General features: G+C 59.5%; 22 protein-coding genes and 2 pseudogenes. 10 read left to right on the top strand and 14 right to left on the bottom strand.

Annotation, left to right across the window (positions count from 1 at the left end; all coding sequences use genetic code 11):
* Positions 1 to 68 precede the first annotated feature (68 nt).
* Positions 69 to 353 (top strand): hypothetical protein, encoded by a 285-nt coding sequence (locus E4K65_RS47775; RefSeq protein ID WP_167771367.1) that lies wholly within the window; start codon positions 69 to 71, stop codon positions 351 to 353.
* A 29-nt stretch (positions 354 to 382) separates the two neighbouring features.
* Here the strand turns inward: E4K65_RS47775 and E4K65_RS33695 are convergent, their stop codons facing one another.
* The 3 genes from E4K65_RS33695 to E4K65_RS33685 form a co-directional block, all read right to left on the bottom strand.
* Complete coding sequence (locus E4K65_RS33695; RefSeq protein WP_135177850.1) at positions 383 to 748, bottom strand: VanZ family protein; 366 nt, start codon at positions 746 to 748, stop codon at positions 383 to 385.
* 146 nt (positions 749 to 894) lie between these two features.
* Positions 895 to 1,056 (bottom strand): hypothetical protein, encoded by a 162-nt coding sequence (locus tag E4K65_RS47770; protein ID WP_167771366.1) that lies wholly within the window; start codon positions 1,054 to 1,056, stop codon positions 895 to 897.
* A 638-nt stretch (positions 1,057 to 1,694) separates the two neighbouring features.
* Positions 1,695 to 1,880 (bottom strand): hypothetical protein, encoded by a 186-nt coding sequence (locus E4K65_RS33685; RefSeq protein WP_135177793.1) that lies wholly within the window; start codon positions 1,878 to 1,880, stop codon positions 1,695 to 1,697.
* Between the two features lie 784 nt (positions 1,881 to 2,664).
* Here E4K65_RS33685 and E4K65_RS47765 point away from each other — a divergent pair.
* From E4K65_RS47765 to E4K65_RS33675, 3 genes are all read left to right on the top strand, one after another.
* Complete coding sequence (locus E4K65_RS47765) at positions 2,665 to 2,820, top strand: hypothetical protein (protein WP_167771365.1); 156 nt, start codon at positions 2,665 to 2,667, stop codon at positions 2,818 to 2,820.
* A 198-nt stretch (positions 2,821 to 3,018) separates the two neighbouring features.
* A complete protein-coding gene (locus E4K65_RS47760; protein WP_167771364.1) occupies positions 3,019 to 3,327 on the top strand; it encodes a hypothetical protein in 309 nt (102 codons plus the stop codon).
* Positions 3,328 to 3,378: 51 nt separating this feature from the next.
* Positions 3,379 to 3,801 carry a hypothetical protein gene (locus E4K65_RS33675; RefSeq protein WP_167771363.1) on the top strand — a complete coding sequence of 141 codons (423 nt, stop codon included), beginning with the start codon at positions 3,379 to 3,381 and terminating at the stop codon, positions 3,799 to 3,801.
* A 24-nt stretch (positions 3,802 to 3,825) separates the two neighbouring features.
* On the opposite strand, the gene E4K65_RS33670 is transcribed toward E4K65_RS33675, so the two are convergent.
* Positions 3,826 to 4,560: a metallophosphoesterase family protein gene (locus tag E4K65_RS33670; protein ID WP_011085143.1), complete on the bottom strand. Its 735-nt coding sequence runs from the start codon at positions 4,558 to 4,560 to the stop codon at positions 3,826 to 3,828.
* A 150-nt stretch (positions 4,561 to 4,710) separates the two neighbouring features.
* Positions 4,711 to 4,989, bottom strand: coding sequence for a hypothetical protein (locus E4K65_RS33665; protein WP_235885824.1), 279 nt, complete (start codon positions 4,987 to 4,989; stop codon positions 4,711 to 4,713).
* A gap of 345 nt (positions 4,990 to 5,334) precedes the next feature.
* On the opposite strand from E4K65_RS33665, the gene E4K65_RS33660 reads away from it, so the two are divergent.
* Positions 5,335 to 6,759 carry an undecaprenyl-phosphate glucose phosphotransferase gene (locus tag E4K65_RS33660; RefSeq protein WP_135177791.1) on the top strand — a complete coding sequence of 475 codons (1,425 nt, stop codon included), beginning with the start codon at positions 5,335 to 5,337 and terminating at the stop codon, positions 6,757 to 6,759.
* A 1,203-nt stretch (positions 6,760 to 7,962) separates the two neighbouring features.
* Positions 7,963 to 8,247 carry a hypothetical protein gene (locus E4K65_RS33650; RefSeq protein WP_135177790.1) on the top strand — a complete coding sequence of 95 codons (285 nt, stop codon included), beginning with the start codon at positions 7,963 to 7,965 and terminating at the stop codon, positions 8,245 to 8,247.
* 452 nt (positions 8,248 to 8,699) lie between these two features.
* Here E4K65_RS33650 and E4K65_RS49825 read toward each other — a convergent pair whose 3' ends face one another.
* The 3 genes from E4K65_RS49825 to E4K65_RS33635 form a co-directional block, all read right to left on the bottom strand.
* On the bottom strand, positions 8,700 to 9,065 hold the full coding sequence (locus E4K65_RS49825) for a VanZ family protein (protein WP_135177789.1): 366 nt from the start codon (positions 9,063 to 9,065) through the stop codon (positions 8,700 to 8,702).
* A gap of 580 nt (positions 9,066 to 9,645) precedes the next feature.
* Complete coding sequence (locus E4K65_RS33640) at positions 9,646 to 10,077, bottom strand: hypothetical protein (RefSeq protein WP_135177788.1); 432 nt, start codon at positions 10,075 to 10,077, stop codon at positions 9,646 to 9,648.
* 139 nt (positions 10,078 to 10,216) lie between these two features.
* Entirely contained in the window at positions 10,217 to 10,630 is a 414-nt protein-coding gene (locus E4K65_RS33635) for a transglutaminase-like cysteine peptidase (RefSeq protein WP_235885821.1), read from the bottom strand.
* A gap of 787 nt (positions 10,631 to 11,417) precedes the next feature.
* Between E4K65_RS33635 and E4K65_RS33630 the strand changes: the two genes are divergently transcribed.
* Positions 11,418 to 11,699: a hypothetical protein gene (locus E4K65_RS33630; protein ID WP_135177787.1), complete on the top strand. Its 282-nt coding sequence runs from the start codon at positions 11,418 to 11,420 to the stop codon at positions 11,697 to 11,699.
* 479 nt (positions 11,700 to 12,178) lie between these two features.
* On the opposite strand, the gene E4K65_RS33625 is transcribed toward E4K65_RS33630, so the two are convergent.
* The 4 genes and pseudogenes from E4K65_RS33625 to rfbA form a co-directional block, all read right to left on the bottom strand.
* The gene (locus E4K65_RS33625; protein WP_135177786.1) at positions 12,179 to 12,484 is read right to left on the bottom strand and encodes a hypothetical protein; all 306 of its coding nucleotides are present in this window, start codon (positions 12,482 to 12,484) and stop codon (positions 12,179 to 12,181) included.
* A 502-nt stretch (positions 12,485 to 12,986) separates the two neighbouring features.
* Positions 12,987 to 13,160, bottom strand: coding sequence for a hypothetical protein (locus E4K65_RS47755; protein ID WP_167771362.1), 174 nt, complete (start codon positions 13,158 to 13,160; stop codon positions 12,987 to 12,989).
* 169 nt (positions 13,161 to 13,329) lie between these two features.
* Positions 13,330 to 14,435 (bottom strand): annotated as a pseudogene (rfbB, locus tag E4K65_RS33620) (dTDP-glucose 4,6-dehydratase).
* A gap of 12 nt (positions 14,436 to 14,447) precedes the next feature.
* Positions 14,448 to 15,414 (bottom strand): annotated as a pseudogene (rfbA, locus tag E4K65_RS33615) (glucose-1-phosphate thymidylyltransferase RfbA).
* A 220-nt stretch (positions 15,415 to 15,634) separates the two neighbouring features.
* On the opposite strand from rfbA, the gene E4K65_RS47750 reads away from it, so the two are divergent.
* The 3 genes from E4K65_RS47750 (at position 15,635) to E4K65_RS33605 (ending at position 17,168) form a co-directional block, all read left to right on the top strand.
* Positions 15,635 to 15,790, top strand: a complete 156-nt coding sequence (locus E4K65_RS47750; RefSeq protein ID WP_167771361.1) for a hypothetical protein — start codon at positions 15,635 to 15,637, stop codon at positions 15,788 to 15,790.
* A 606-nt stretch (positions 15,791 to 16,396) separates the two neighbouring features.
* Positions 16,397 to 16,672: a hypothetical protein gene (locus tag E4K65_RS33610; RefSeq protein WP_235885820.1), complete on the top strand. Its 276-nt coding sequence runs from the start codon at positions 16,397 to 16,399 to the stop codon at positions 16,670 to 16,672.
* 58 nt (positions 16,673 to 16,730) lie between these two features.
* A complete protein-coding gene (locus E4K65_RS33605) occupies positions 16,731 to 17,168 on the top strand; it encodes a hypothetical protein (protein WP_135177785.1) in 438 nt (145 codons plus the stop codon).
* A gap of 638 nt (positions 17,169 to 17,806) precedes the next feature.
* Here the strand turns inward: E4K65_RS33605 and E4K65_RS33600 are convergent.
* Both E4K65_RS33600 and E4K65_RS33595 read right to left on the bottom strand, forming a co-directional pair.
* The gene (locus E4K65_RS33600; protein ID WP_135177784.1) at positions 17,807 to 18,382 is read right to left on the bottom strand and encodes a hypothetical protein; all 576 of its coding nucleotides are present in this window, start codon (positions 18,380 to 18,382) and stop codon (positions 17,807 to 17,809) included.
* A gap of 123 nt (positions 18,383 to 18,505) precedes the next feature.
* Complete coding sequence (locus tag E4K65_RS33595) at positions 18,506 to 19,243, bottom strand: metallophosphoesterase family protein (protein WP_135177848.1); 738 nt, start codon at positions 19,241 to 19,243, stop codon at positions 18,506 to 18,508.
* Positions 19,244 to 19,330: the final 87 nt, after the last annotated feature.

Below are 19,330 nucleotides of genomic sequence, written 5' to 3'. Positions count from 1 at the left end.
ATTGCGGCAACCGTGCCTTTAGAGGTGAAATCTAGGTTAGGGACCCATAACAAGAGACGGACAGGGGTATGCCTCAAATCTGGATGACATATGACGAACTCGCGACGCTCAACGGCTGTAGCGCTGCCGAAGCCCAGCTTCAGGCGCAGCATCTGTCGCTCGACCGCCGCAAAAGCCGCGACGGAAACACCCGCGTCAAGCTGAACCTCGCCTTGATGGGCCGGTTCTTCGAGAGCATTCGCGAAGCCGAATTCGGTCTCGATGATGCGATCGTGGCGTTGCGTGAAACCCATCGGCAGATGTCGGGAGTTCTCGCGACCGAGCAGGAGAGGCTCAGGCGCGGCGTGGCGTAAGTCCACCGCGCCCTCGGCCGTCGACCGCGCTAGGACGGCGGCCTCGGCAGGAAAGCCAGGATGGTCTGCGCCAGAAGGACGCCGATGGTGCCGCCGGCGGCCTTTTGCAGCATATCGATGAGCCGCGGATCACGATCCGGCGTCACCGCCTGCAAGACCTCGAGGCCGACGGCAACGGCCACCACGAACGCGCAAGCCAGTTTGAGGCGCCCCGGCAGCAGGAACGACAGCAGGAAGCCCAACAGGCCGTAGGCGCTGAAGCGCTCGATGACGACGACCCAGTAGGCCTCCGCATGGCCCACGAGCACAGGCCTGCCCGCGAGCCTGGCGAGCGTGGCATAGATGATGAGCGCGAGGCAGATTCCCGCGGCTGCGATGAGATGGTTGCGGCGCATGGGCGCCAACATAACCGTTCGGTCCGCTGGTCGCTTTCGAAAGCCAAGAATATCGTTAAGGTTCATGAACCTTCGAGGCCATGAACCGAGGTTCACGAGCGAACGGGTGCGACGGGCCATTTCGGCGGTTGCGCATCCTGACGACGTCAAGCGTGGCGATGCAGTCGCGACTTCATGCAGGCGCTGAGTTGGCTGGAGGCGTCATCAATCCGCCGGCTCGCTGGTCTCGTGACCCACAATCTCACGGCCACGAACAGGATGTTGATGCCAAGCCAGATCGACAGCACGATCAGGAAAGAGCTTGCCATGACTCCACCTCCCGCATTCCTTTCGGGACCAATGCGGGCGCGGTCGAGAGTTCCCCCTTTGCGGAGGGGGCAGCCGATCGTCCCTGCCCAAATTCTCGTCATCGACGAGCCGGGCCAACCGGGTCAGGCACGAAGCCGCACGCCTGACCGCATGGCGAAGTCGTTCGCTGGAAAGCGTCGTTCAGCGCCGATTGTAGGACCAGCCCTTGTCGACATCGGTCGGGTAGTGGCCGCAAAGTACGGATTCCTGAGGCAGTTTCGCGCAGGATCATAAATCCAGTCCGCGCATTCGCGGTAATTCAGGAATCTGCAATCGAAGCCAAAGGCACACCATGGTGCGCCATTCGGAAATCCGAACCGCACGGGGACTTGCGCCGACGCCATCGAGGGCAGAGCCAGAACCACAGCTACGGCCAGTGCGCGGGACAACATGATACATTCCCCCAACAAACAATCGGGCGGATATCGAAGCTGGTCGATGATCAATCTTCATCGCGGAACAGCTTAACATCGATGCGCGGAGAGATCGAGTGTGCTGAAGGCGTTCGGGCTGCGTTGATCGGCGGCTTTCCGCTCACCAATCGACGGGGCAGGCGCGCACGTTCGTGAACTGTCGCGCGCGGCCGGCGCGACGGACGCTAGCCCTTCTTGGTGCCCTTGGATTTCAGCGTCAGGCCGAGACGCAAGGCCATGCGCTTGATCGCATCGGGCGAGCGACCGAGAAGTTTCGCCGCCTCTTCCAGCGAAGTCGAAGACTTGGCCAACTCCATCAGCCGGCGGTCTTCCTTGAACGACCAGGGCCTGCGCGCCATAACCGAATTCATCCTCTCGTCGACACAACGACAAAGCCGCCAAGCGGACCCACGTTCGCTCGACGGCTTTGCTTGGGTGGGGCCGGGCTTGGGGCAGCCCGGTGCTGAAGATGGATATGCGATCCCTCGGCATTCGCAACAAACAACGCGGATTAAGCTAACCGCTCAACCTTACCGCGATGAAATCGGCGCGCGGCGCTCCGTAGTACCACGGTGTTTTTGTCAACCGCGGTTGGTCCGCGCGCTCCGACAGCCGCGATCGAGGATGTTCTGTCATCATGCCCGGCTGTCGCAGAACCTCCGGACGGCCTCGTCAAGTCCGCTCTCGAATCCTCGCGGGGATGGCGGCGAGGCTCGCGTCGGATCTTGCCGGATCCACGGCGTCGCGGAGCATGGCCTCGCCGAGATCGCGGCCGGGCCGATCGGCGACGAAGTCGGCCTGGCCGCTCCCGTTGTGCGAAGCCGGGTCGTCGCAGCGCTGCATCCACGACTGACGGGCCGCGCCGAGACCCGGAGACATCATCTTGCCGCGATCACTTGCGCGCGATTGCAGAATCGTCGTCGCGGCGGCTGCGTCGCGCGGGGCACGAAATCAATTTCAATTGAATCACCGCGCGGTGTCGATCGCGATCGCTCCGAACCAGAATCGATCCGATCGCGACGACACGCATGCCGCAAGCAAATCCCGACAAGCAGCATTGCGCTTCGCTCAGACGGCTCGTCACGAGATCGTCGAATTCGTTCGGCTATGTTCGCGCGAACGGCGACGAACAAATCAAACAATCAGAAGACCGAGATGCTTCAGAGAGCGCGAGCGGCACTTCCCCTCACGAAGATCAGAGAGCGGGCATTCGAAGGCGCATTTTTCAGCGTTGCACTGATTGCGATGGCGGGCTGGGTGTACTTCATCACGCTGTTGCTGGTGCGATTGTTCCTCTGGTTCTTCAGCTGAGCGCGGCGGACCACTTCGCAAGCACGATGCTGCCCAAAAAATCTCGGGCGTGACAAGAAAATCAGCGGCGCTCATCATGATCTCGACACAACTCGAAGACGAGACTGACGCATCGTGTTGGCGAGAGTGTGGCGTGTATTCTGAGGATTTACAACCGGCGTGGCGGCGCCGGCTTGTATTGCGGCAGGGGAGTGGATCATGACGGGAACGCGGGCAGACGCCATCACCAGTTCGACCGACACCGCGCCGCGGCGCTATTTCGTCGATGCGGGTGGCCGGCGTGTCCTGATCGGCCTGACGCCCGAGGAGACGTTCGAGTTCGAGCGGCTCGACAGTGGCCAGGCGCCGGCGCCGGGCCGGGTGCAGGTCGCGTCCGACGGCCGTGACGTGTGGCCGGATGCCGGTGAGCGGCGCCGGCTCGAGCTCTACGAGAAGCATGAGGGCGCCTGGAGGGCCTGGATGGCGCAAAGCCGCACCGAACGGCGCGAAGGCTTCAATCTTTGTTAACCATCCCGGGCCCATTTTCTGGTCTGGCGCCTCGAACCGGAAAATGCACGCATGTTTCAGCTCTTCTTGCGGGCCCGCACCCATAATTTCCTGAAAGATCGTTTCGGGGGAGAGCAGACGTTCCGTGCGCGCTCGCCCGAGCGGGACGCCGAAACCGATCGCACGCGCGTCGAAGCCATCATGACAGCGATCGAGGAGGCTCTGCACGCGGCGGAGCGCGAGCAGTCGGGCCTGAACCGCCGGGTGGAAGACGTGCTGGCGCGTGCGGCCGTGACCTTCGGCAACGGCGATGACGAATATCTCGAGCGCGAAGCGCTCGACAACCACCACCAGGATCTGTTCGACAAGGAGATCCTGAACGGCCAGCGCCGGCTCAAGGAGCTCGGCGCCTCGATCGCTCAGTTCAAATTCCTGAAGGCGGCGATACTGAGCCGCTTTCCGGAATACCGGCCTCCCGCAAGCTCCACCAATTAGAGTGCGGCGCGCGAGCCCGGCGGGCTAGATCGCGAGCATGCTGTTGCCCTGGATGGACAGCAGCGTCAGGTTTCCGGTGGCGTACGCGCCGGTATCGATGTTGGCGCGGTTTTCCAGCAGCTCGGCCTGCCGCACCGGCGTGTGGCCGTGCACGACATATTTGCCGAAGCGCCTCTTGCTCTGGAGGAATTCGTCCCTGATCCACAATAGGTCGGATTCGCGCTGTTCGGAGAGCGGAATGCCCGGGCGCACCCCGGCATGGACGAAGAAGAAATCGCCGCATGTGAATGTCGGCCGCAGCTGGCGCAGGAACGCGATGTGCTCCGGCGGCATCGCGGATGTGAGCTCGCGCACGAGATCGGACTGTTCGTCCTTGCTGAGGCCCGGCGCGGCCGACACGCCATACGACATCAGGGTCTGGAGTCCGCCGAACTGAAACCATTCGGTGGCGCGCGAGGGGTCCTCCAGCACCGAGGTGAAATAGGCCTCGTGATTGCCCTTGAGGAAGACCGTGTTGCGGCGGCGGCTACGCCTGATCAGGAGGTCGAGGGTGTGGCGCGAGTCCGGTCCGCGATCGATGTAGTCGCCGAGGAAGACCTCGATCGCGCGGTAGGGCCGGCTGTTCGCCATGTCCGCATCGATGACGGCAAACATCTGTTCGAGCAGGTGCGCGCAGCCGTGGATGTCGCTGAGCGCATAGATGCGCACGCCGTTCGGTAGCTTCGGCCGGGGCGAATTTCGGGGCGCTGTCGTGGGCATGGGGCCCAACTCTTTCAGAGAGCTTCGCCCGGGATGTCAATATGCTATCGACGAAATCGAGGCGCCACGGGCTGCTTTTTTCCTGCCGCCCGCCGCCGAAGGCTGATCCAGAGCTCTGTGAACCGCCGATCCTTGCCGCTTCCAGGCCGACTAGCCGAAGCTACGGCTGTCGAACGATGGCGCGGCCTTGCCGCGATAGGCTGACGCTCGCGCGCGGACCAGAGCCGCGCCGCAGAAATAGCCGAACTGGAGCACCGCCGCAAAGACGAGAATCGTGACAACGATGTGAGCCGAATCATGTCCCTGCCAGACCGCGCCCGCACCGAGGATCGCTGCACCGAGAACGATGGCGGGCGGCAGGATGAAGACTCGGAATCGGCCTCCCAGCAACGATCCGATCAGCAGGCTGAAGACGACGACGGTACTCACGACACAACTCCTCGAATTGGTCACGAGTGTTAATGGCCGCGAGCTAATAACGGCTTAAGCGGCATGGTTGAACAGCCGTTCAAATGCGCGCGACAAGTTGCGCGAATATGACGCGATTTGATAGAAATCGCGGCGCAATGCCCGCATAATTGTCACGTGTGTGACAGCAGTTTGTGCATTCTCTCGCTGCGATGCTGCGTTGCGTGAAAATCGGTTTGATTTTTTCGGTGCACTGCCGCAATGTCGCTTTGTTTAGTTAAGATATACTTCGGCGCACGTCGAAAAAAATTCGGATCGATTTACTCGCAATTCATTGCGGGTGCGTGGCGAGGCAGCGAGGTTCGGATGGCTGTAGCAACTTACGGTTCGGAAAACAATTATTCGGCTATATCGAACCGACGCGGTGCCCTCCAGAGACCGCTCCAGGTGGCCTTGATCGCCGGCGACTTCCTCGCCGTGCTGCTAAGCTATTTCGTGGCGAGCGGTTTGTATCGCGTGCTTGTCGTCGAGCAGGATTCGTCCGTCGGAGCCGGTCTCGTCGTTAGCGCGGTGTTCGTGACGATCGCCTATTTCCAGGGCGTCTACGATCATCATCGACTGTTGAGCACGGTCTGGCAGCTGCGCAAGGCCCTGGCGGTCTGGCTGATCTCGCTGACCATCCTCGCGGTCGAGGCGTTTCTGCTCAAATCGTCCGCGGATCTGTCGCGCGGAACCACGCTGCTGTTCGCTGCGACCGGCGGCGTTGCCTTGGGCGGGCTGCGCGTGTTGTGGCGCCTCGCCCTGACCTCGAGCTATGCCAAGGGCCGTCTGGTCGATCGCAAGGTCGTGCTGCTCAGCCTCAGGCCGCTCGATTTCACTTCGACCCGCTTCAAGGATCTTCGCAAGCACGGCTTCAACGTCGTGCGGCATTTCGTGCTCGAGCCGTCCGAAGAGGGCGCGGGCTGGGATCGCGAGATTCGCGACATCATTCGTCAGGGCCGGACGGCGGACGTGGAAGAATATCTCTTGGTCATCGACTGGGACGAGATGCCGCTTCTCCAGAAGCTGAGCCAGCACCTGCGTGTCGTCCCGCAGCCGATTCGTCTTCTGCCTGATTTCCCGATCGCCGATCTGGTCTCGCGTCCATTCCAGCCCGTCAGCGGCACGGTCGCAATCGAGATCCAGCGCGCGCCGCTCAGCGTGTTCGAGCAGGCGCAGAAGCGCTGCCTCGATATCGGCCTTGCCTCGTTCGCCCTGCTGCTGCTGGCGCCGCTGCTGGTGACGGCCGCGATCATGATCAAGCTCGATTCCAAGGGCAAGGTGATCTTCAAGCAGTCCCGGCGCGGCTTCAACGGCAAGCAGTTCGAGATCTGGAAGTTCCGCTCCATGACGGTGGTGGAGAACGGCCATGTCGTCACGCAGGCGACGAAGAGCGACGCGCGGGTCACCCGTGTCGGCCGCGTGCTGCGGCGGACCAGCATCGACGAGCTGCCGCAGCTCTGGAACGTTCTGCGCGGCGAGATGTCGTTGGTCGGGCCGCGCCCGCATGCTCTCGCGCACGACAACTACTACGACGAGCTCATCAGCAACTACGTGTACCGGCACCACATGAAGCCGGGCCTGACCGGATGGGCCCAGGTCAACGGCTTCCGCGGCGAAACCCCGACTATCGATCTGATGGAAAAGCGGGTCGAGTACGATATCTGGTACGTCAGCAACTGGAGCATCGGGCTCGACATCAGGATCATCCTGAAGACCGCGCTGGCGCTGATTCATCAGGAAGCCTACTGAGACCCTGATTGCTCAGGGTGACGCTGGTCCATGAGCCGAGCTTCGCCGGCGATGCCCGTAAAGGAATGAGCTAGTCCCTCAGATAGGCAGGCCTGTCGTCCGACGGATAGCAGGGATGACGAAGTTGCTCCCTGTTCCGTGACGTAGCGTCGGAATAGCTCCCGGTCGATTTCCGTCGCTCCACATGTACGATTGATAAGCTCGGCACGCGCTCCGCAGCTGCGGTCTGATAAAGCACGGCCGCGCTTGGGAACAGGTGTGCACTGAAGATGCCGGTGAAGTCCTATCCGCATTGTTCGTCAGCTCGGACGGCAGCGCGCCATAAACGCGAAGAGCCAGCGGCGCGCGAATGAGCTGGAGCCGATCTTTGAGTGGCGCGAACCTGTAGGAAAAGGCCGAGGAAGGTCGAGCTCAACCTCTTGGGCGTGTACAACGGCGCGAGGGCGAACTGCTCGGGAACGGTCGAGGGAGCGTCCAACGTCAAGTTTGAGGCGACGCTGATCTACAGCCGGGAAAACGCGCTGGCAGCGGATGCCAGGTGCGCGGTCGTCAAGCTCAAGGCCGACAAGTTGTCCAAGGGTCTCGACAGCCGTTTGCGGCCACGCCATCTCCCCGCACCTGGACCTCTTAGCTCAGAGCCAAGGCAAAACTATCCAAGTAACCGTCGCCAGCAGCAAATCTACAGCAGCCACGACTAGTGCAATCGCTATCCAGTCAGGACCCTTGCGGCGCAATCGAGCGATGTATCGGTGCGGTAAGGCTCGTGCGGGGGAAAAAGTCGAACGATACCAAACGGATTCTTCGGAGACAGCGGTGTTGCTCAGGAGTGATCTCACGGAAATCTCGCTTAAGTAATCCAAACTTAAATTCACGGTTGATCAATGCAGCCGAGCATAGAGCTATAGTCGCTACATGCAAGAGGGTTGCAGAGGGGGGCGTTTTGACGGTGCCGAATGCTTCCTACCCCTCGAAGTACCATCCTGCCCGAAGCAGAGAGACAAATGTCCGAAACGAGGTTGAAGTGAGATGTCCCCGGCGGCAGTGGGAGACGCTTGCCACGTGTCAGGCCCTCGCGCCCCCAACGTCCTTGCGCTTTAGCTTTGCATTGACGCTGTTGTCGCGAAAACATGACGCGGCCGCGCTGCAGCAACCATGCTTTAGACCCTACAAAACTAGGTTGAGGCTCATGCAAGGGAGAGGAACATGCCTCAGATCTGGATGACATATGACGAACTGGCGAGACTTAGTCAGTGCACGCCCGCAGAAGCCAGAATGCGGGCCATCCATTTGTCACTCGACCGTCGCAAAAGCCGCGATGGGGCAACCCGCGTCAAACTCGATCTGGCGCTGTCAGCCAAATTCTTCGCCTCGATCCGCGAAGCAGATTTTGATCTCGATTGTGCCATCGAAGCGCTACAGAAAACGCACCGGCAGATGGCCGAACTCTTGGCGCCGAACAAGTTTGGTCCCGGGCATAGGGCGGCCTAATTGCCGAACTGCTGCTTTGGCCGGCCAAAGTGGTTGGGGCTGCGCTCTGTGTTTCCCGCGAAAGATGCCCCATGGCGGCGTTATTGTTGGCGACCAATCCCTATTTCGCGCTGGAGTTGGGGTGTGAGCCCCATTGCCCCTTCAGTTCGGCCTTGGCCCGTTCCGAGATTTCTGGTTGCGGGTGCGGGATTGGAAGGTGACGCAGGAGAAGTGGTATTCGAGGTCGTCGAACTCGGTGCGGTGCCGGCATATCCGCTGCGAATACCGTTTGAGTAGGTGCCTTGGGCATGAGCCGACAGACAAGTGCCGAGGAGTGTGGCCCCGACCAAGAGCATCGCAAAATGTTTCATTAGGTTTCCGATCCGGTTAGCGCTCCACACCACCACTGTGGACGTAGAAGTGCGAATTGCCAACCGCATCTTGGCGCCAATTGGACATCGGCTAGCATGGGCCTAGGACAGGGGCCGAGGCAAGAAAGCCAGGATCACTTGAGCAAGTAGCACTCCGACGGTTCCCCCTGCCGCTTTTTGAAGCACGTCCAGCAATGAGGGATCGCGATCGGGCGTTAGCCCTTGCAGGAGCTCCAAGCCGACTGCGACGGCTAGCAGAAGTCCGCAGGCCATGGCAAAGCGGCCGGGCAAAAGGAACGAGAGGAGGAAGCCTAAAAGCCCATATGCGCTGAAGCGCTCGATGACGACAACCCAATAGGCTTCGTGGTGGCCCACGAGCACAGGCCTTCCCGCCAGCCTCGCGAGAGTGGCGTAGACAATAAGCGAAAAGCAAATGCCTACGGCGGCGATGAGTTGGTTACGACGCATGCAGGCGTAATATAACAACCGGCATGTAGTGAGCCGAAAAAAGCGTTTGTATCGTTAACCGGTCTGCCCCGCGCCGGTCCGTTATGGACGATGCGATGCGCCCTCATGGTCATCGTCTGCAAAAGATGCGCCTGCGAGCCTGTTAATGCGTCAGCCGCCACGGCGACCGCCGGACGCAAACCTCTGGATCGGCGGGAAGTTGCGCTTGTCCGAACGCATCAGAAATTCCGGAGGCTTTGACGGTTGCGAAGGTCGAACGTATGGCTCCCACTTAAGATATTTTGTGCGTCGCTTTTGTGAGATAGCTGAACGGGTGGCGTAACCAGCCGCGAACGAGGTCATCGCAATCAGAACTAGGAGCAGGAGACCGAGCATTAAGGGAAGACCTCGTGGACGAGTGCGCCATGACGACGCATAGTGTAAGCACATAGTTCCACCTGGATAAGGCGGTTTCGCGGAATCCCTGTGACGACAATCACTTTACCCTGAACAGAGGGATCCAGTTCCGCACTAAGCCGGCGCGTTCAACTTCAGGACGCGGCTTGCCTAAATCGACGCAGCGTCGTGGAACAGCCTCGGATCAGCAGCCTGCAGCAAGCCCGATTTCGAAGACGCCAGAATGAAAAGCAGCGCAGCACAATGCTAGCGAAGCATTCTTCCGCTCAGCATCCTCGTTGCAGCGAACCACGGGGGCTTCAACTTCCTTTAAGGCTTCGAACTGTTGCTCGGTGGTTTCGCTGGAGTGTCCCACGGGCGCTTTCCATTGACGTCCCGGTCCCATGCCCGCGAGTTGAGCCGCTTTTTTCTTCTGCTGCGTCCCGGGCGCGCTGCCTTGATTTGGTCGCGAAATGATATTTTGGGCGTGGCAGAAGGCGGCACAGCCGGCTGTGCGGCAACCGGAACAGCAAAAAGGGTAATCGCGGTCACGAGAAATGTTTTCATCACCCCCGATAATACGTCTGGGGACGCGGGTCCGATTTACTTGGTCCGCAACCTCAAGGTTGGCACCCATTTCTTGTTCAGAGTACCGGCTCTTGTTCAGAGTACCGGCTAGCACTTAAGCGACCAGGATCGCTGCCGTGACATTCGCCCGTGTTGCTAGGAGCATCCATCCGCCAGTTTTTGCGTGTGGTAAAGATCCGGTCCGATGCTCACTCCCCACGGTCGGCGATCGTGGTCCATTGCCGCATCTGAATTCGAACCCAGCGATAGGGCACACGCGCCCACGGCTTGATCGCCGGCGTCAGATTGTCGAGAACCAGATCGCCACTTCGGGTACGCACGACGAGAATGAGGTGATGCTTTCCCCAACGGGTCACGACCTCGCCCAGCAGCAGCGCGCTTGAAGGCAAGCCTCGATCGAGCAGTTTGTGGCGCTTGGTCACTGCGTAATCATTGCAATCGCCCCGATCCGGGTTGATCAACCAGGCTTCGACGCGGGAGCTCAATTCCGCGCCGTCCGGACAAATGCTGCGGTTGACGGTCTGATTGATCTGTTTGAGAATGGCCCAGCATTCGCCAGTCAGGCGAACTAGGCCCCGCGAAAAAGCGGCTGCGTGCGACATTCGTCCGCGTAGCGCAGGCAAAACATCGTGTAGGCCATCGGTGGAAGCGTCTGCGTTTCGAACCGTATGTGCCGTGTTGTTGGTAACTGCGGTCCCGTCGGCATCTCCAGCTGCGCTGCATTGACGGCGTCAGGCCCGACGATTATCCCCGCAATCGCCAGCGCAGCAGTTGTAAAAAAGGGCGCATGTCATGCTTCCCTATCTGTCGGAGGACGCTGGGTGCAACGGTGAGAGTTCCCGTGCCACGCCGACCCCTCACTTCAAAGTCGCTCGAGTTGCGCTTTGTGCTTACAACCTCGTAGCAATGTGAGATTGCATACGTTGGCGTAACACCTCTCGGGAAATCGGTTCCGGAGGAAGTAGCAGGCCGACTTGCCCCCAACGGTGCGCCAAGTCCCGGTACATGTGCAGTTTGTGCCAGTGGCTGAACCGTGAAGTGAGGCCGCAGCGTTCTTTGCCGTGGCCCCTGCTTGCCGGTCGGCCCGTCCTGTGGCTCTCTAGATTGCTAGCTTCGATGGTAGCCTTCGTCGGTGGTCTCTCTCGAACAAGCGGTGCGGTCGTGTTAGATTCGGTCAGTAATTCCCCGAGGTCTTCATCATCGGAAAGCCCTCGCATAACCCGAGAACGAGGTCCGCCCACAGCTGACTGTCCCGCGTCACTAAATGTTCGCCGATCCTACGAAGTACGCACACTCAGAGCAGTTCTTCGGGCACCGGCGGTAGGCGTTGAATAGCTCACCAACGGCTCCTAAGTTTACTTCGATGCCTTGGAAATCAGGGAGACGTCGATGCGAAGGTTTTCCATTGTCGCAGCTGTCCTAGTCGTGCCGGCGCTCGCAGCCGCGCGAAACCAGGGGGAGAAAAAAGTGGATCAGAAGCCGGACAATTGCTTTTACACCGTCGGAAATCAGACAATTCAAGTGCCGCTCGGCGCGAGTGTTTGCCGCAGACAACCGGCGCCGTACGACGACAACTATTCGTTGCTTCGCTGCACTCCCCCGCTCGATGAGATCGACTCGGACATTAAGCGTGGGGACGCCCGCTGCGATCGCTACGAAGAGCGTCAGTAGGAAGCGTGCGCTTCCGTAGGTGAGGCTTGAGACTATTTGGGCGATCCATCCGAAACGCTCTGCGTATTCGGTGATGGGACAGTTCGGGCGGGAAGACTTTTGCGAGGCCGAAGTCGCCATTCAGGCTTGGGTGTCGTGAAGAACGTCCTTTCGAAACATTCCCGCATACCGTCAGCTTCCGCGAGTAACATGCAGTTCTGGGCCGCATTTGCAATATCGAGCGAGACGAGCGCGAGGCTGGCATGACAGCCGATACCAAGAAAATACGCATTTCAATAAGCCTTTGTCACAAGTGCAAAGGCGTTTCTTAGCACCGCCGCGTGCGGTCGTCGGATCGTCGATCCCTTAGGGCTGTCAGTTCGCTCAAGCTCTGCGGCGCTGAGCCCCGGCGTATCTCTCTCAGGCGCTGTAGGCGATCATGAACCGACGTCCGCGACCCGCGACCAAGCCCGGCGAGCGATCCGATCGGTCGGAACACCTCATGCATTGAGCACGATCAGCTTGAGATCGTCTTCAGGGTGCCAACGGGTGTTGTGGTGCTCGGGCCAATCGATCGGTTTGTAGAAAAGACCTCGGCGGTCGATCTCCTGGAGAAGTCCATCCGCTCGCTGTCTTGCGGCGAGGCGGGTCGAAGCGACGGACAGGACCTCGTGACGGATGAACTCATACATCCGTAGAATGAAATGGTCGGAAAGGCTGGCAAAATCTGCCATTGCGGTCACTATCTTCGTCAAAATAACCGAGCGATCAGGCGCAAACTGGCCCAGCCAATTGCGGTGATCCATGCAATCGTCGCGGCGCCGGCGACGCCCAGGAAGGCGATTGGTAGAAGGTAATCGCCAATCCATCGGCGCTTACTAACCGACGTAATTTCCTCGGTTCTATCGAGCATGTCGATCCTAGTCTTTAGGAGACGGGATATCGGGTGCGCGACAAAGCGACAAATGGTGGGTGCAATTAACCTCACCGATCAACCTTAAGGAGGAAAAATCCGGTGCCTCTGGAGCCGCGCGCCATCTCCGGCATCTATCGCCGATATGACCGCCGACTGCACTGCCGCCTCCACCAGAGCCAAGGGATGAGCGCTATGTTGAAGCGGTGTCGTTTCAAATAAGACGATCGAGTTTGAGGATCGTTTGTCCGCGTGGGCCAGACAAATTCGTAAGCAGGCCGCTCAGCTCCCCAGGATCGGATCGTGAGGTTCTTCTCAAAAAGGCGAGTCAAGCCGTTTCCGGCGTACAGAACCGTCGGCCGTTCCAGCTTCGACTGGCCTCGTGGCTGCGTTTGTCAGCCCTGCTTGGTGGCCTTCGATTTGAGCGACAGGCCAAGGCGCAGCGCTATGCGCTTGATCGCGTGGGGCGACCGGCCGAGCTGCTTTGCCGCCTCTTCCAGCGACGTAGAAGACTTGGCCAGCTCCATTAACCGACGGTCTTCCTTGAACGACCAGGGCTTGCGCGCCATATCCGAAACGATCCTCTCGCAGATACAAGACAAAGCCGCCAAGCGGACCCATGTCGCTCGACGGCTTTGCTTGGGTGGGGCCGGGCCTTGGGGAAGCCCGGTGCTGAGATGGATAAGTGATTGGGGAAAACTCGCAACAAAGACCTCGGATTAAGCTAATCGCTCAACCTTACCGCGATGAAATCGGTGCGCAGCGCTCCGTATAACCACGGGCTTTTGTCAGCCGAGGCCGATCCGCGCGCGCCGGTCGGTCGAGGATGTTTTGCCACCATGTCCGGTTGTCGCAGAACCAGCGGACGGTCTTCGCGAGTCCGCTCTCGAAATTCTCACGCGGTCGCCATCCGAGCTCGCGCTCGATCTTGCCGGGGTCCATGGCGTAGCGAAGGTCGTGGCCGCGCCGATCGGCCACGAAGCTGATCAGGTCGCGGCGGTCAGCGGTCCCGGGCGAGAGCTTGTCGAGCAGATCGTAGATGCGCGTCACTACGTCGAGATTGGTGTGTTCGCAGCGCGCGCCGATATTGTAGGTCTCGCCGACCCCGCCGTGCTCGAGCACGAGCGTCAGGGCCTCCGCATGGCCGGCGACATAGAGCCAGTCGCGGATATTGCCGCCATCGCCATAGACCGGCAGCTGCTCGTTCGCCAGTCCGCGAATGATCATGTGCGGAATGAGCTTCTCGGGAAAATGATAGGGCCCGTAATTGTTCGAGCAGTTGGTCACCTTGGTGGGAAGCTCAAAGGTCTCCCGCCAGGCACGAACGAGATGATCGGACGAGGCCCTGCTCGCCGAATGGGGCGAATTTGGCGCATAGGCCGTCTCTTCGCTGAACAGGCCGCTAGTGCCGAGCGATCCGAACACCTCGTCGGTCGAGACGTGAAGGAAGCGGAATCGCGCACGCCTCTCCGGCACCAGCCTTCGCCATTGGTGCAGCGCCTCCTGAAGCAGGATGAAGGTGCCCCCACGTTGGTCTGGATGAACTCCGCCGGGCCGTCGATCGAACGGTCGACGTGGCTCTCCGCCGCGAGGTTCATCACGGCGTCCGGCTGGTATTTGTCGAACAACGCCCGCAGGCCGGCGCTCTCGCCGATGCATTGCTTCTCGAAGGAATAGCGCGGATGGCCGGTTGGGCCCGGCAGCGACTCGAGGTTAGCCGCGTAAGTCAGCTTGTCGATGTTGACGACGCGTGCGCCAGTGTCCGCCAGCAGATGGCGGATCACGGCCGAGCCGATGAAGCCCGCGCCGCCGGTCACGAAGATGGTGGTGCCGTCAAAGCGCATTCCGTCTCTGCTTCAGGAGCCGCCTGCCTCGCGCCCGAACGAGCGGTAGACCGACAGTAGATATTCGCCATAGCTGCTCTTGGCGTTTTTTTGCGCCAGCTTCTCGAAGGCTTCAAGGGAGATGTAGCCCTGCCGCAGCGCAATTTCCTCGGGGCAGGCGATGCGCAGCCCCTGGCGCTGCTCGAGGATCTGGACGAAATGGCTGGCTTCGACCAGCGAGGAATGTGTGCGGATGTCGAGCCAGGCTATGCCGCGGCCCATGAGCCGCACGAACAGCTCTCCGCGCTCCAGATAGACCCTGTTGACGTCGGTGATCTCGAGTTCGCCGCGCGCGGATGGCGCGATTCCGGCGGCGATGTCGAGAACGTCGTTGTCGTAGAAATAGAGCCCGGTCTCCGCGATGTTCGAACGCGGCTGTTTCGGCTTCTCCTCGATGGACAAGGCGCGGCCGCTGGCGTCGAGCTCGACCACGCCATATTGCTCCGGCGTGTTGACGGGGTACCCGAAGACCGTGGCTCGTGCCCGCGCGCGGCGGCCTGGCTCAGCATCTCCGGCAGGCGGCTGCCGTAGAAGATGCTGTCTCCGAGCACCAGGGCGACGGGGTCCTTGTCGACGAAGTCGCGGCCGACGATGAAGGCATCCGCCACTCCGCGCGGGCTGTCCTGATGGGCATAAGAGAAGTCCACATTGATCTCGGAGCCGTCGCCGAGCAGCCGATGGAACAGCGGCTGGTCTTGCGGCGTCGTGATGATGAGGATGTCCCGGATACCCGTGAAGTGGACAGCGGATAATAGACCATCGGCTTGTCGAAGACAGGCAAGAGCTGCTTCGACACCACGGCGGTTACCGGATAGAGCCGAGAACCCGTTCCCCTGCCAGGATAATGCCCTTCATGCGATTTCAAAGCCCAGGCCGAATGTCTACCACGTGATAATGCATGGCTCAGCTCGCGCAAGCCGGTATGGCCCCCGAAAGACATGACCATCATGACAGACAATACTGCACGCGGCGTGTCCGGACGATCGCGCGTGCTGAGCGACGACACGTTGCGGCCAGGGGATATCGTCTCGACAGACAAAGGGTTCTTGCTGCGCGGTAGGTCCGGCGCCGATGGACAGAATGCGGATTTCGTGCCGATAGCTCCGCGCTAGCTTGCTTGCACGCTATGATCGCGCAAACGAACAATACGAAATACGCAGATGCTTCAAAAAGCCTGGGCGGCATTGCCTTTCACTAAAATTCGAGAACGGGCGTTCGAGGGCGCGTTCTTCAGCGTGGCATTGATCGCGATGGCAGGCTGGGTCTATTTCATCACGCTGTTGCTGGTGAGATTGGTCCTATGGTTCCTCAGTTGACTGCATGCGGATGATCGATCCTCAAGCAGATTGCTGCCCAAGATTTCTCGCGTCTGACAACGAAATCAGCAGCATTCATCATCATGTCGACACAACTGCACTTGGGAATGCTGTGTCTGGAAGAAGGGAGCGTTCCGCAAATGGAAAGATTTTCCAATGATGCCAGTCGTGACCGTGATCTTGATCTTCTTCGCCGGCTTCGGTGTTGGCTACGCCGCGCGTGCGTGGCGATCGCGCAAGCGCAAGCACATGCGCCAACTCTACGCACCCTACAGTTCCTCCACGTCCCGGCCGGTCACACGGCGCGCATTCTGAAGATATACAACCAGAAGGAGATCGGCTTAATATGGAGCCGGCATGACCGAGGTAACCGTGTCCGGTTAGGTTAAATCGCAGCCGCCGTTGTCTGCCGGGTTGGTGGTGGCTAGGTTGCGCACGGATTTTTGTAGGCCATTGATTGCCACCGTGTGCTGTTGAGTTGGGATTTGAGTTGATGATCTGGCTCGTTGCGTTGATCATACCGGTTGCGGGTGTACCGCTGTTCGTCTGGGTCTATGGTCGCCGCGTCAGCGTGTTAAGCGGGCCGTGGATCTCGGGAGAGGCGCTATGACTGACCTCAGAAATAACGCTCCGCGGCGATATTTCGTTGATGTAGGCGGGCGGCGCGTTTTGATAGGGTTGACGTTTGAAGAGACCTTCGAATTCGAACGGCTGGCTAGCCAGCCGGTCGCCAATCTGGAAGTCGGCCGTGTCGTACGCGACAAAGGCGTCCTGTGGCCCGTTACGGGTGAGCAGCGTTGGCAAGAACTGTACGCCAAGCACGAAGGCGCCTGGAAGGCATGGATAGCTCAGAATCGCGGTGTAGCGGCCCGCGGGCTTTAGCCTTTATAACCATCCCGGACCCATTTTCTGTCTGGCGCTTCAATCGGAAAAGGCACATATGTTCCAGTTGTTCCTGCGGGCCCGTACCCACGATTTCCTGAGAGACCGCATCAGGGGGGAGGCGGGGTTCCGCGCTCGCTCACCCGAGCGCGACGCCGAAACCGATCAGTCCCGCATCGAAGCCATCATGATCGCAATCGAAGACGCTTTGCACGCTGCCGAGCGGGAGCAATCGGGCCTGAACCGGCGGGTCGAGGACGTGCTGGCACGGGCGGCCGTAACGCTCGGCAATGGCGATGACGAATATCTGGAGCGTGAGGCCCTGGATAATCATCATCAGGACCTATTCGATAGGGAAATCCAAAATGGCCAGCGCCGCCTGAAGGAACTGGGTTCTTCCATTGCTCACTACAAGGTCCTGAAAGCGGCTGTGTTGTGCCGGTTTCCCGATTACAGACCCGGGTCGGGGGAAAACGTTAAGCCTTATCGGTCATAGGATGCGACCTAGGACTCGTCGCTCCACTGCATCAGGCAGTGTCGAAGCAAAATGTAACTGCTGAGTGTAACGGTCGTGCATACCAAAAATGCGCACGACAGCAATTGGACCGCATACATCAAAATCACCTCGTTCTACGAACGAGATTACGCGATTCCGTTTAAATGGATCCTAATGGCGGCGCCGAGTCGGCGACCATGCTAGTAGGCCAAGACCCGCTGGGGGTCCAACGGGTTCACATAGCGCACATAAGTTCGTACCGACCCGTAATAATAATGAGGCTCATCCCTCGTACGGGGATCGAATGTATAGGGATAAGCCTGTTGAAGCGACTTGTGCCGCACCTGGACTGCGGTCGGACATCCGCAGCGTGGGCCGCAATATGGATTTGGACCCCGGTCAATGTAAGGGACGCGCGTTGCATGCTTCACCACAGGGATCGCGTAGTCGGCAGCATATGACGGGGTCACCAATGTGGATAAGCACCAGATGAGCGCAACTAATCCGAAAATTGATCGCATGGCAGGTCCCCCAACTGGAGTTGATCTTAGACGTTCCGCGAGGAACGGGCAATATCCCCCAAAAGCCAACTGTGGAGTGACCCGCTCCGCGACAGCCACAAGGCCTGCCGGCCCCAACTAGCCGCTTAACGTTCTGAGACGTGCGGGATCGATGGTCCGAATCGCACCCTTCAAGAACTCTTTGCCCCGGCCTGAGGCTTGCCGATAGGCCGACACTAGCGCCGGCGTCTGATCCGGTTGCCGCGTCAACATGAGACGTACATCACCCTGGGCCAAATCCCTTAGATCTGGGCTGGTAAGGGCATCAAATTGGGTGACGGTAGCAAGTCTTAGAGGCATCAGTCGCGCGTCGCTCGGCGCAGTGAGGTAGCTCATTTTCAACGATTCGATTGCTGCAGGTCCGTCGGGGTCCTGCCCGGCCTCCAGCACTGCCAATGCTAACCACAATTCGGCATCATACGGCGCCAAGGAAAGAGCGTGCTTGAGATGCGAACGGGCAAGTTCGCTGTTTGCTCGAATCCCGTGATCGGCTCTCGCCTGCTGGATCGCCTGTAGTGCCAGAACCAGCGCCTGGTTGCCTTCAAGGTCGGAGCGCAGCGGTGAGATCGTTCCGATCCATTCGACTGGTGCGTTTGAGTTGAGATTGGCCTTGGTTGGATCCTTTGGGAAATCCGGCCGATTCAAGGCCGTCATTTCCGCGGCTCCTGATGCGATCCCGAAGCAGCCGACCGCTGCCGCAAGGGCTAACATTAGGACACGAGCTCTGGTTGTTGAATTCATCAAATCTCCAAAGAGAAAATGGCAGCCGCGCGTCAATTAGAGAGCGAGCATACTGTCGTCCTGAATGGCTAAAAGCGTCAGATTGCCCGTAGCATAAGCACCAGTATCGATGTTTATTCGGTTCGGTCGTATGTCTGGCTGCTGGACGGGGGTGTGGCCGTGGACGATGTATTTTCCGAAATTCCGATTGCTTTCGAGAAATTCTTCACGGATCCAGAGCATGTCCTGCTCTTGTTGTCTTGCCAAGGCGACGCCAGGCTTGACGCCCGCATGCACGAAAAAGAAATCGCCGCATACGAAGCGCGCGCGCAGGCTCCTCAAAAAATACAGCTGACGGACCGGAATTGCCTGCGACAATTGTCGAATGAGTTCGTCTTGTTCAGCCGGATCGGGATTGAGAGAGGGGCTAAGTCCATATGACGCCAAGGTTTGGAGCCCGCCATATTGTTTCCAGTTCTGAAGCTGCGAGGGAGCGTTCAGCACGTCCAACAGGAAGGCCTCATGATTGCCTTTCAAGAAGACCGATTCATGCTTCAAGCCGCGTTCAATCAGCAGTTCGATGGTTCGATTCGAGTCAGGTCCTCGGTCAATGTAGTCTCCGAGGAAAACGTGGATTGCGCGCCTCGAACCTATCGTGGTGAGATCGCGGTCGATTACGGTGAACATTTGCTGAAGAAGATCAGCGCATCCATGAATGTCGCTTATTGCATAGATACGAATGCCCTCCGGCAAAACCGGCTTTCGCGTCTTATTCTTCGATCCCGACAATCTCATCATCTGCCGAACTTGGCGGCCTTTTCGGTCTTCCGGCGTCAATCGCTCGAATAACTGCGTTCAGCGCACATAGTAAACGGAATTGCA

It is taken from the genome of Bradyrhizobium niftali (genome assembly GCF_004571025.1).
Taxonomy (GTDB): Bacteria; Pseudomonadota; Alphaproteobacteria; order Rhizobiales; family Xanthobacteraceae; genus Bradyrhizobium; species Bradyrhizobium niftali.
The sequence above is the reverse complement of the archived record's forward strand: the minus strand, read 5'-3'. Positions and strand labels throughout refer to the sequence as shown.

What these genes read in the sequence shown, in the direction of transcription:
- E4K65_RS33685 (WP_135177793.1), bottom strand. Translation starts at nt 1,880, where the DNA reads ATGAATTCGGTTATGGCGCGCAGGCCCTGGTCGTTCAAGGAAGACCGC.
- E4K65_RS47760 (WP_167771364.1), top strand. Translation starts at nt 3,019, where the DNA reads ATGACGGGAACGCGGGCAGACGCCATCACCAGTTCGACCGACACCGCG.
- E4K65_RS33605 (WP_135177785.1), top strand. Translation starts at nt 16,731, where the DNA reads ATGTTCCAGTTGTTCCTGCGGGCCCGTACCCACGATTTCCTGAGAGAC.
- E4K65_RS47750 (WP_167771361.1), top strand. Translation starts at nt 15,635, where the DNA reads ATGCTTCAAAAAGCCTGGGCGGCATTGCCTTTCACTAAAATTCGAGAA.
- E4K65_RS33635 (WP_235885821.1), bottom strand. Translation starts at nt 10,630, where the DNA reads ATGTCGCACGCAGCCGCTTTTTCGCGGGGCCTAGTTCGCCTGACTGGC.
- E4K65_RS47770 (WP_167771366.1), bottom strand. Translation starts at nt 1,056, where the DNA reads ATGGCAAGCTCTTTCCTGATCGTGCTGTCGATCTGGCTTGGCATCAAC.
- E4K65_RS33630 (WP_135177787.1), top strand. Translation starts at nt 11,418, where the DNA reads ATGCGAAGGTTTTCCATTGTCGCAGCTGTCCTAGTCGTGCCGGCGCTC.
- E4K65_RS33595 (WP_135177848.1), bottom strand. Translation starts at nt 19,243, where the DNA reads ATGAGATTGTCGGGATCGAAGAATAAGACGCGAAAGCCGGTTTTGCCG.
- E4K65_RS47755 (WP_167771362.1), bottom strand. Translation starts at nt 13,160, where the DNA reads ATGGCGCGCAAGCCCTGGTCGTTCAAGGAAGACCGTCGGTTAATGGAG.
- E4K65_RS33600 (WP_135177784.1), bottom strand. Translation starts at nt 18,382, where the DNA reads ATGACGGCCTTGAATCGGCCGGATTTCCCAAAGGATCCAACCAAGGCC.
- E4K65_RS33660 (WP_135177791.1), top strand. Translation starts at nt 5,335, where the DNA reads ATGGCTGTAGCAACTTACGGTTCGGAAAACAATTATTCGGCTATATCG.
- E4K65_RS33610 (WP_235885820.1), top strand. Translation starts at nt 16,397, where the DNA reads ATGACTGACCTCAGAAATAACGCTCCGCGGCGATATTTCGTTGATGTA.
- E4K65_RS33695 (WP_135177850.1), bottom strand. Translation starts at nt 748, where the DNA reads ATGCGCCGCAACCATCTCATCGCAGCCGCGGGAATCTGCCTCGCGCTC.
- E4K65_RS33625 (WP_135177786.1), bottom strand. Translation starts at nt 12,484, where the DNA reads ATGGATCACCGCAATTGGCTGGGCCAGTTTGCGCCTGATCGCTCGGTT.
- E4K65_RS47765 (WP_167771365.1), top strand. Translation starts at nt 2,665, where the DNA reads ATGCTTCAGAGAGCGCGAGCGGCACTTCCCCTCACGAAGATCAGAGAG.
- E4K65_RS33670 (WP_011085143.1), bottom strand. Translation starts at nt 4,560, where the DNA reads ATGCCCACGACAGCGCCCCGAAATTCGCCCCGGCCGAAGCTACCGAAC.
- E4K65_RS33650 (WP_135177790.1), top strand. Translation starts at nt 7,963, where the DNA reads ATGCCTCAGATCTGGATGACATATGACGAACTGGCGAGACTTAGTCAG.
- E4K65_RS33640 (WP_135177788.1), bottom strand. Translation starts at nt 10,077, where the DNA reads ATGGGTGCCAACCTTGAGGTTGCGGACCAAGTAAATCGGACCCGCGTC.
- E4K65_RS33675 (WP_167771363.1), top strand. Translation starts at nt 3,379, where the DNA reads ATGTTTCAGCTCTTCTTGCGGGCCCGCACCCATAATTTCCTGAAAGAT.
- E4K65_RS49825 (WP_135177789.1), bottom strand. Translation starts at nt 9,065, where the DNA reads ATGCGTCGTAACCAACTCATCGCCGCCGTAGGCATTTGCTTTTCGCTT.
- E4K65_RS47775 (WP_167771367.1), top strand. Translation starts at nt 69, where the DNA reads ATGCCTCAAATCTGGATGACATATGACGAACTCGCGACGCTCAACGGC.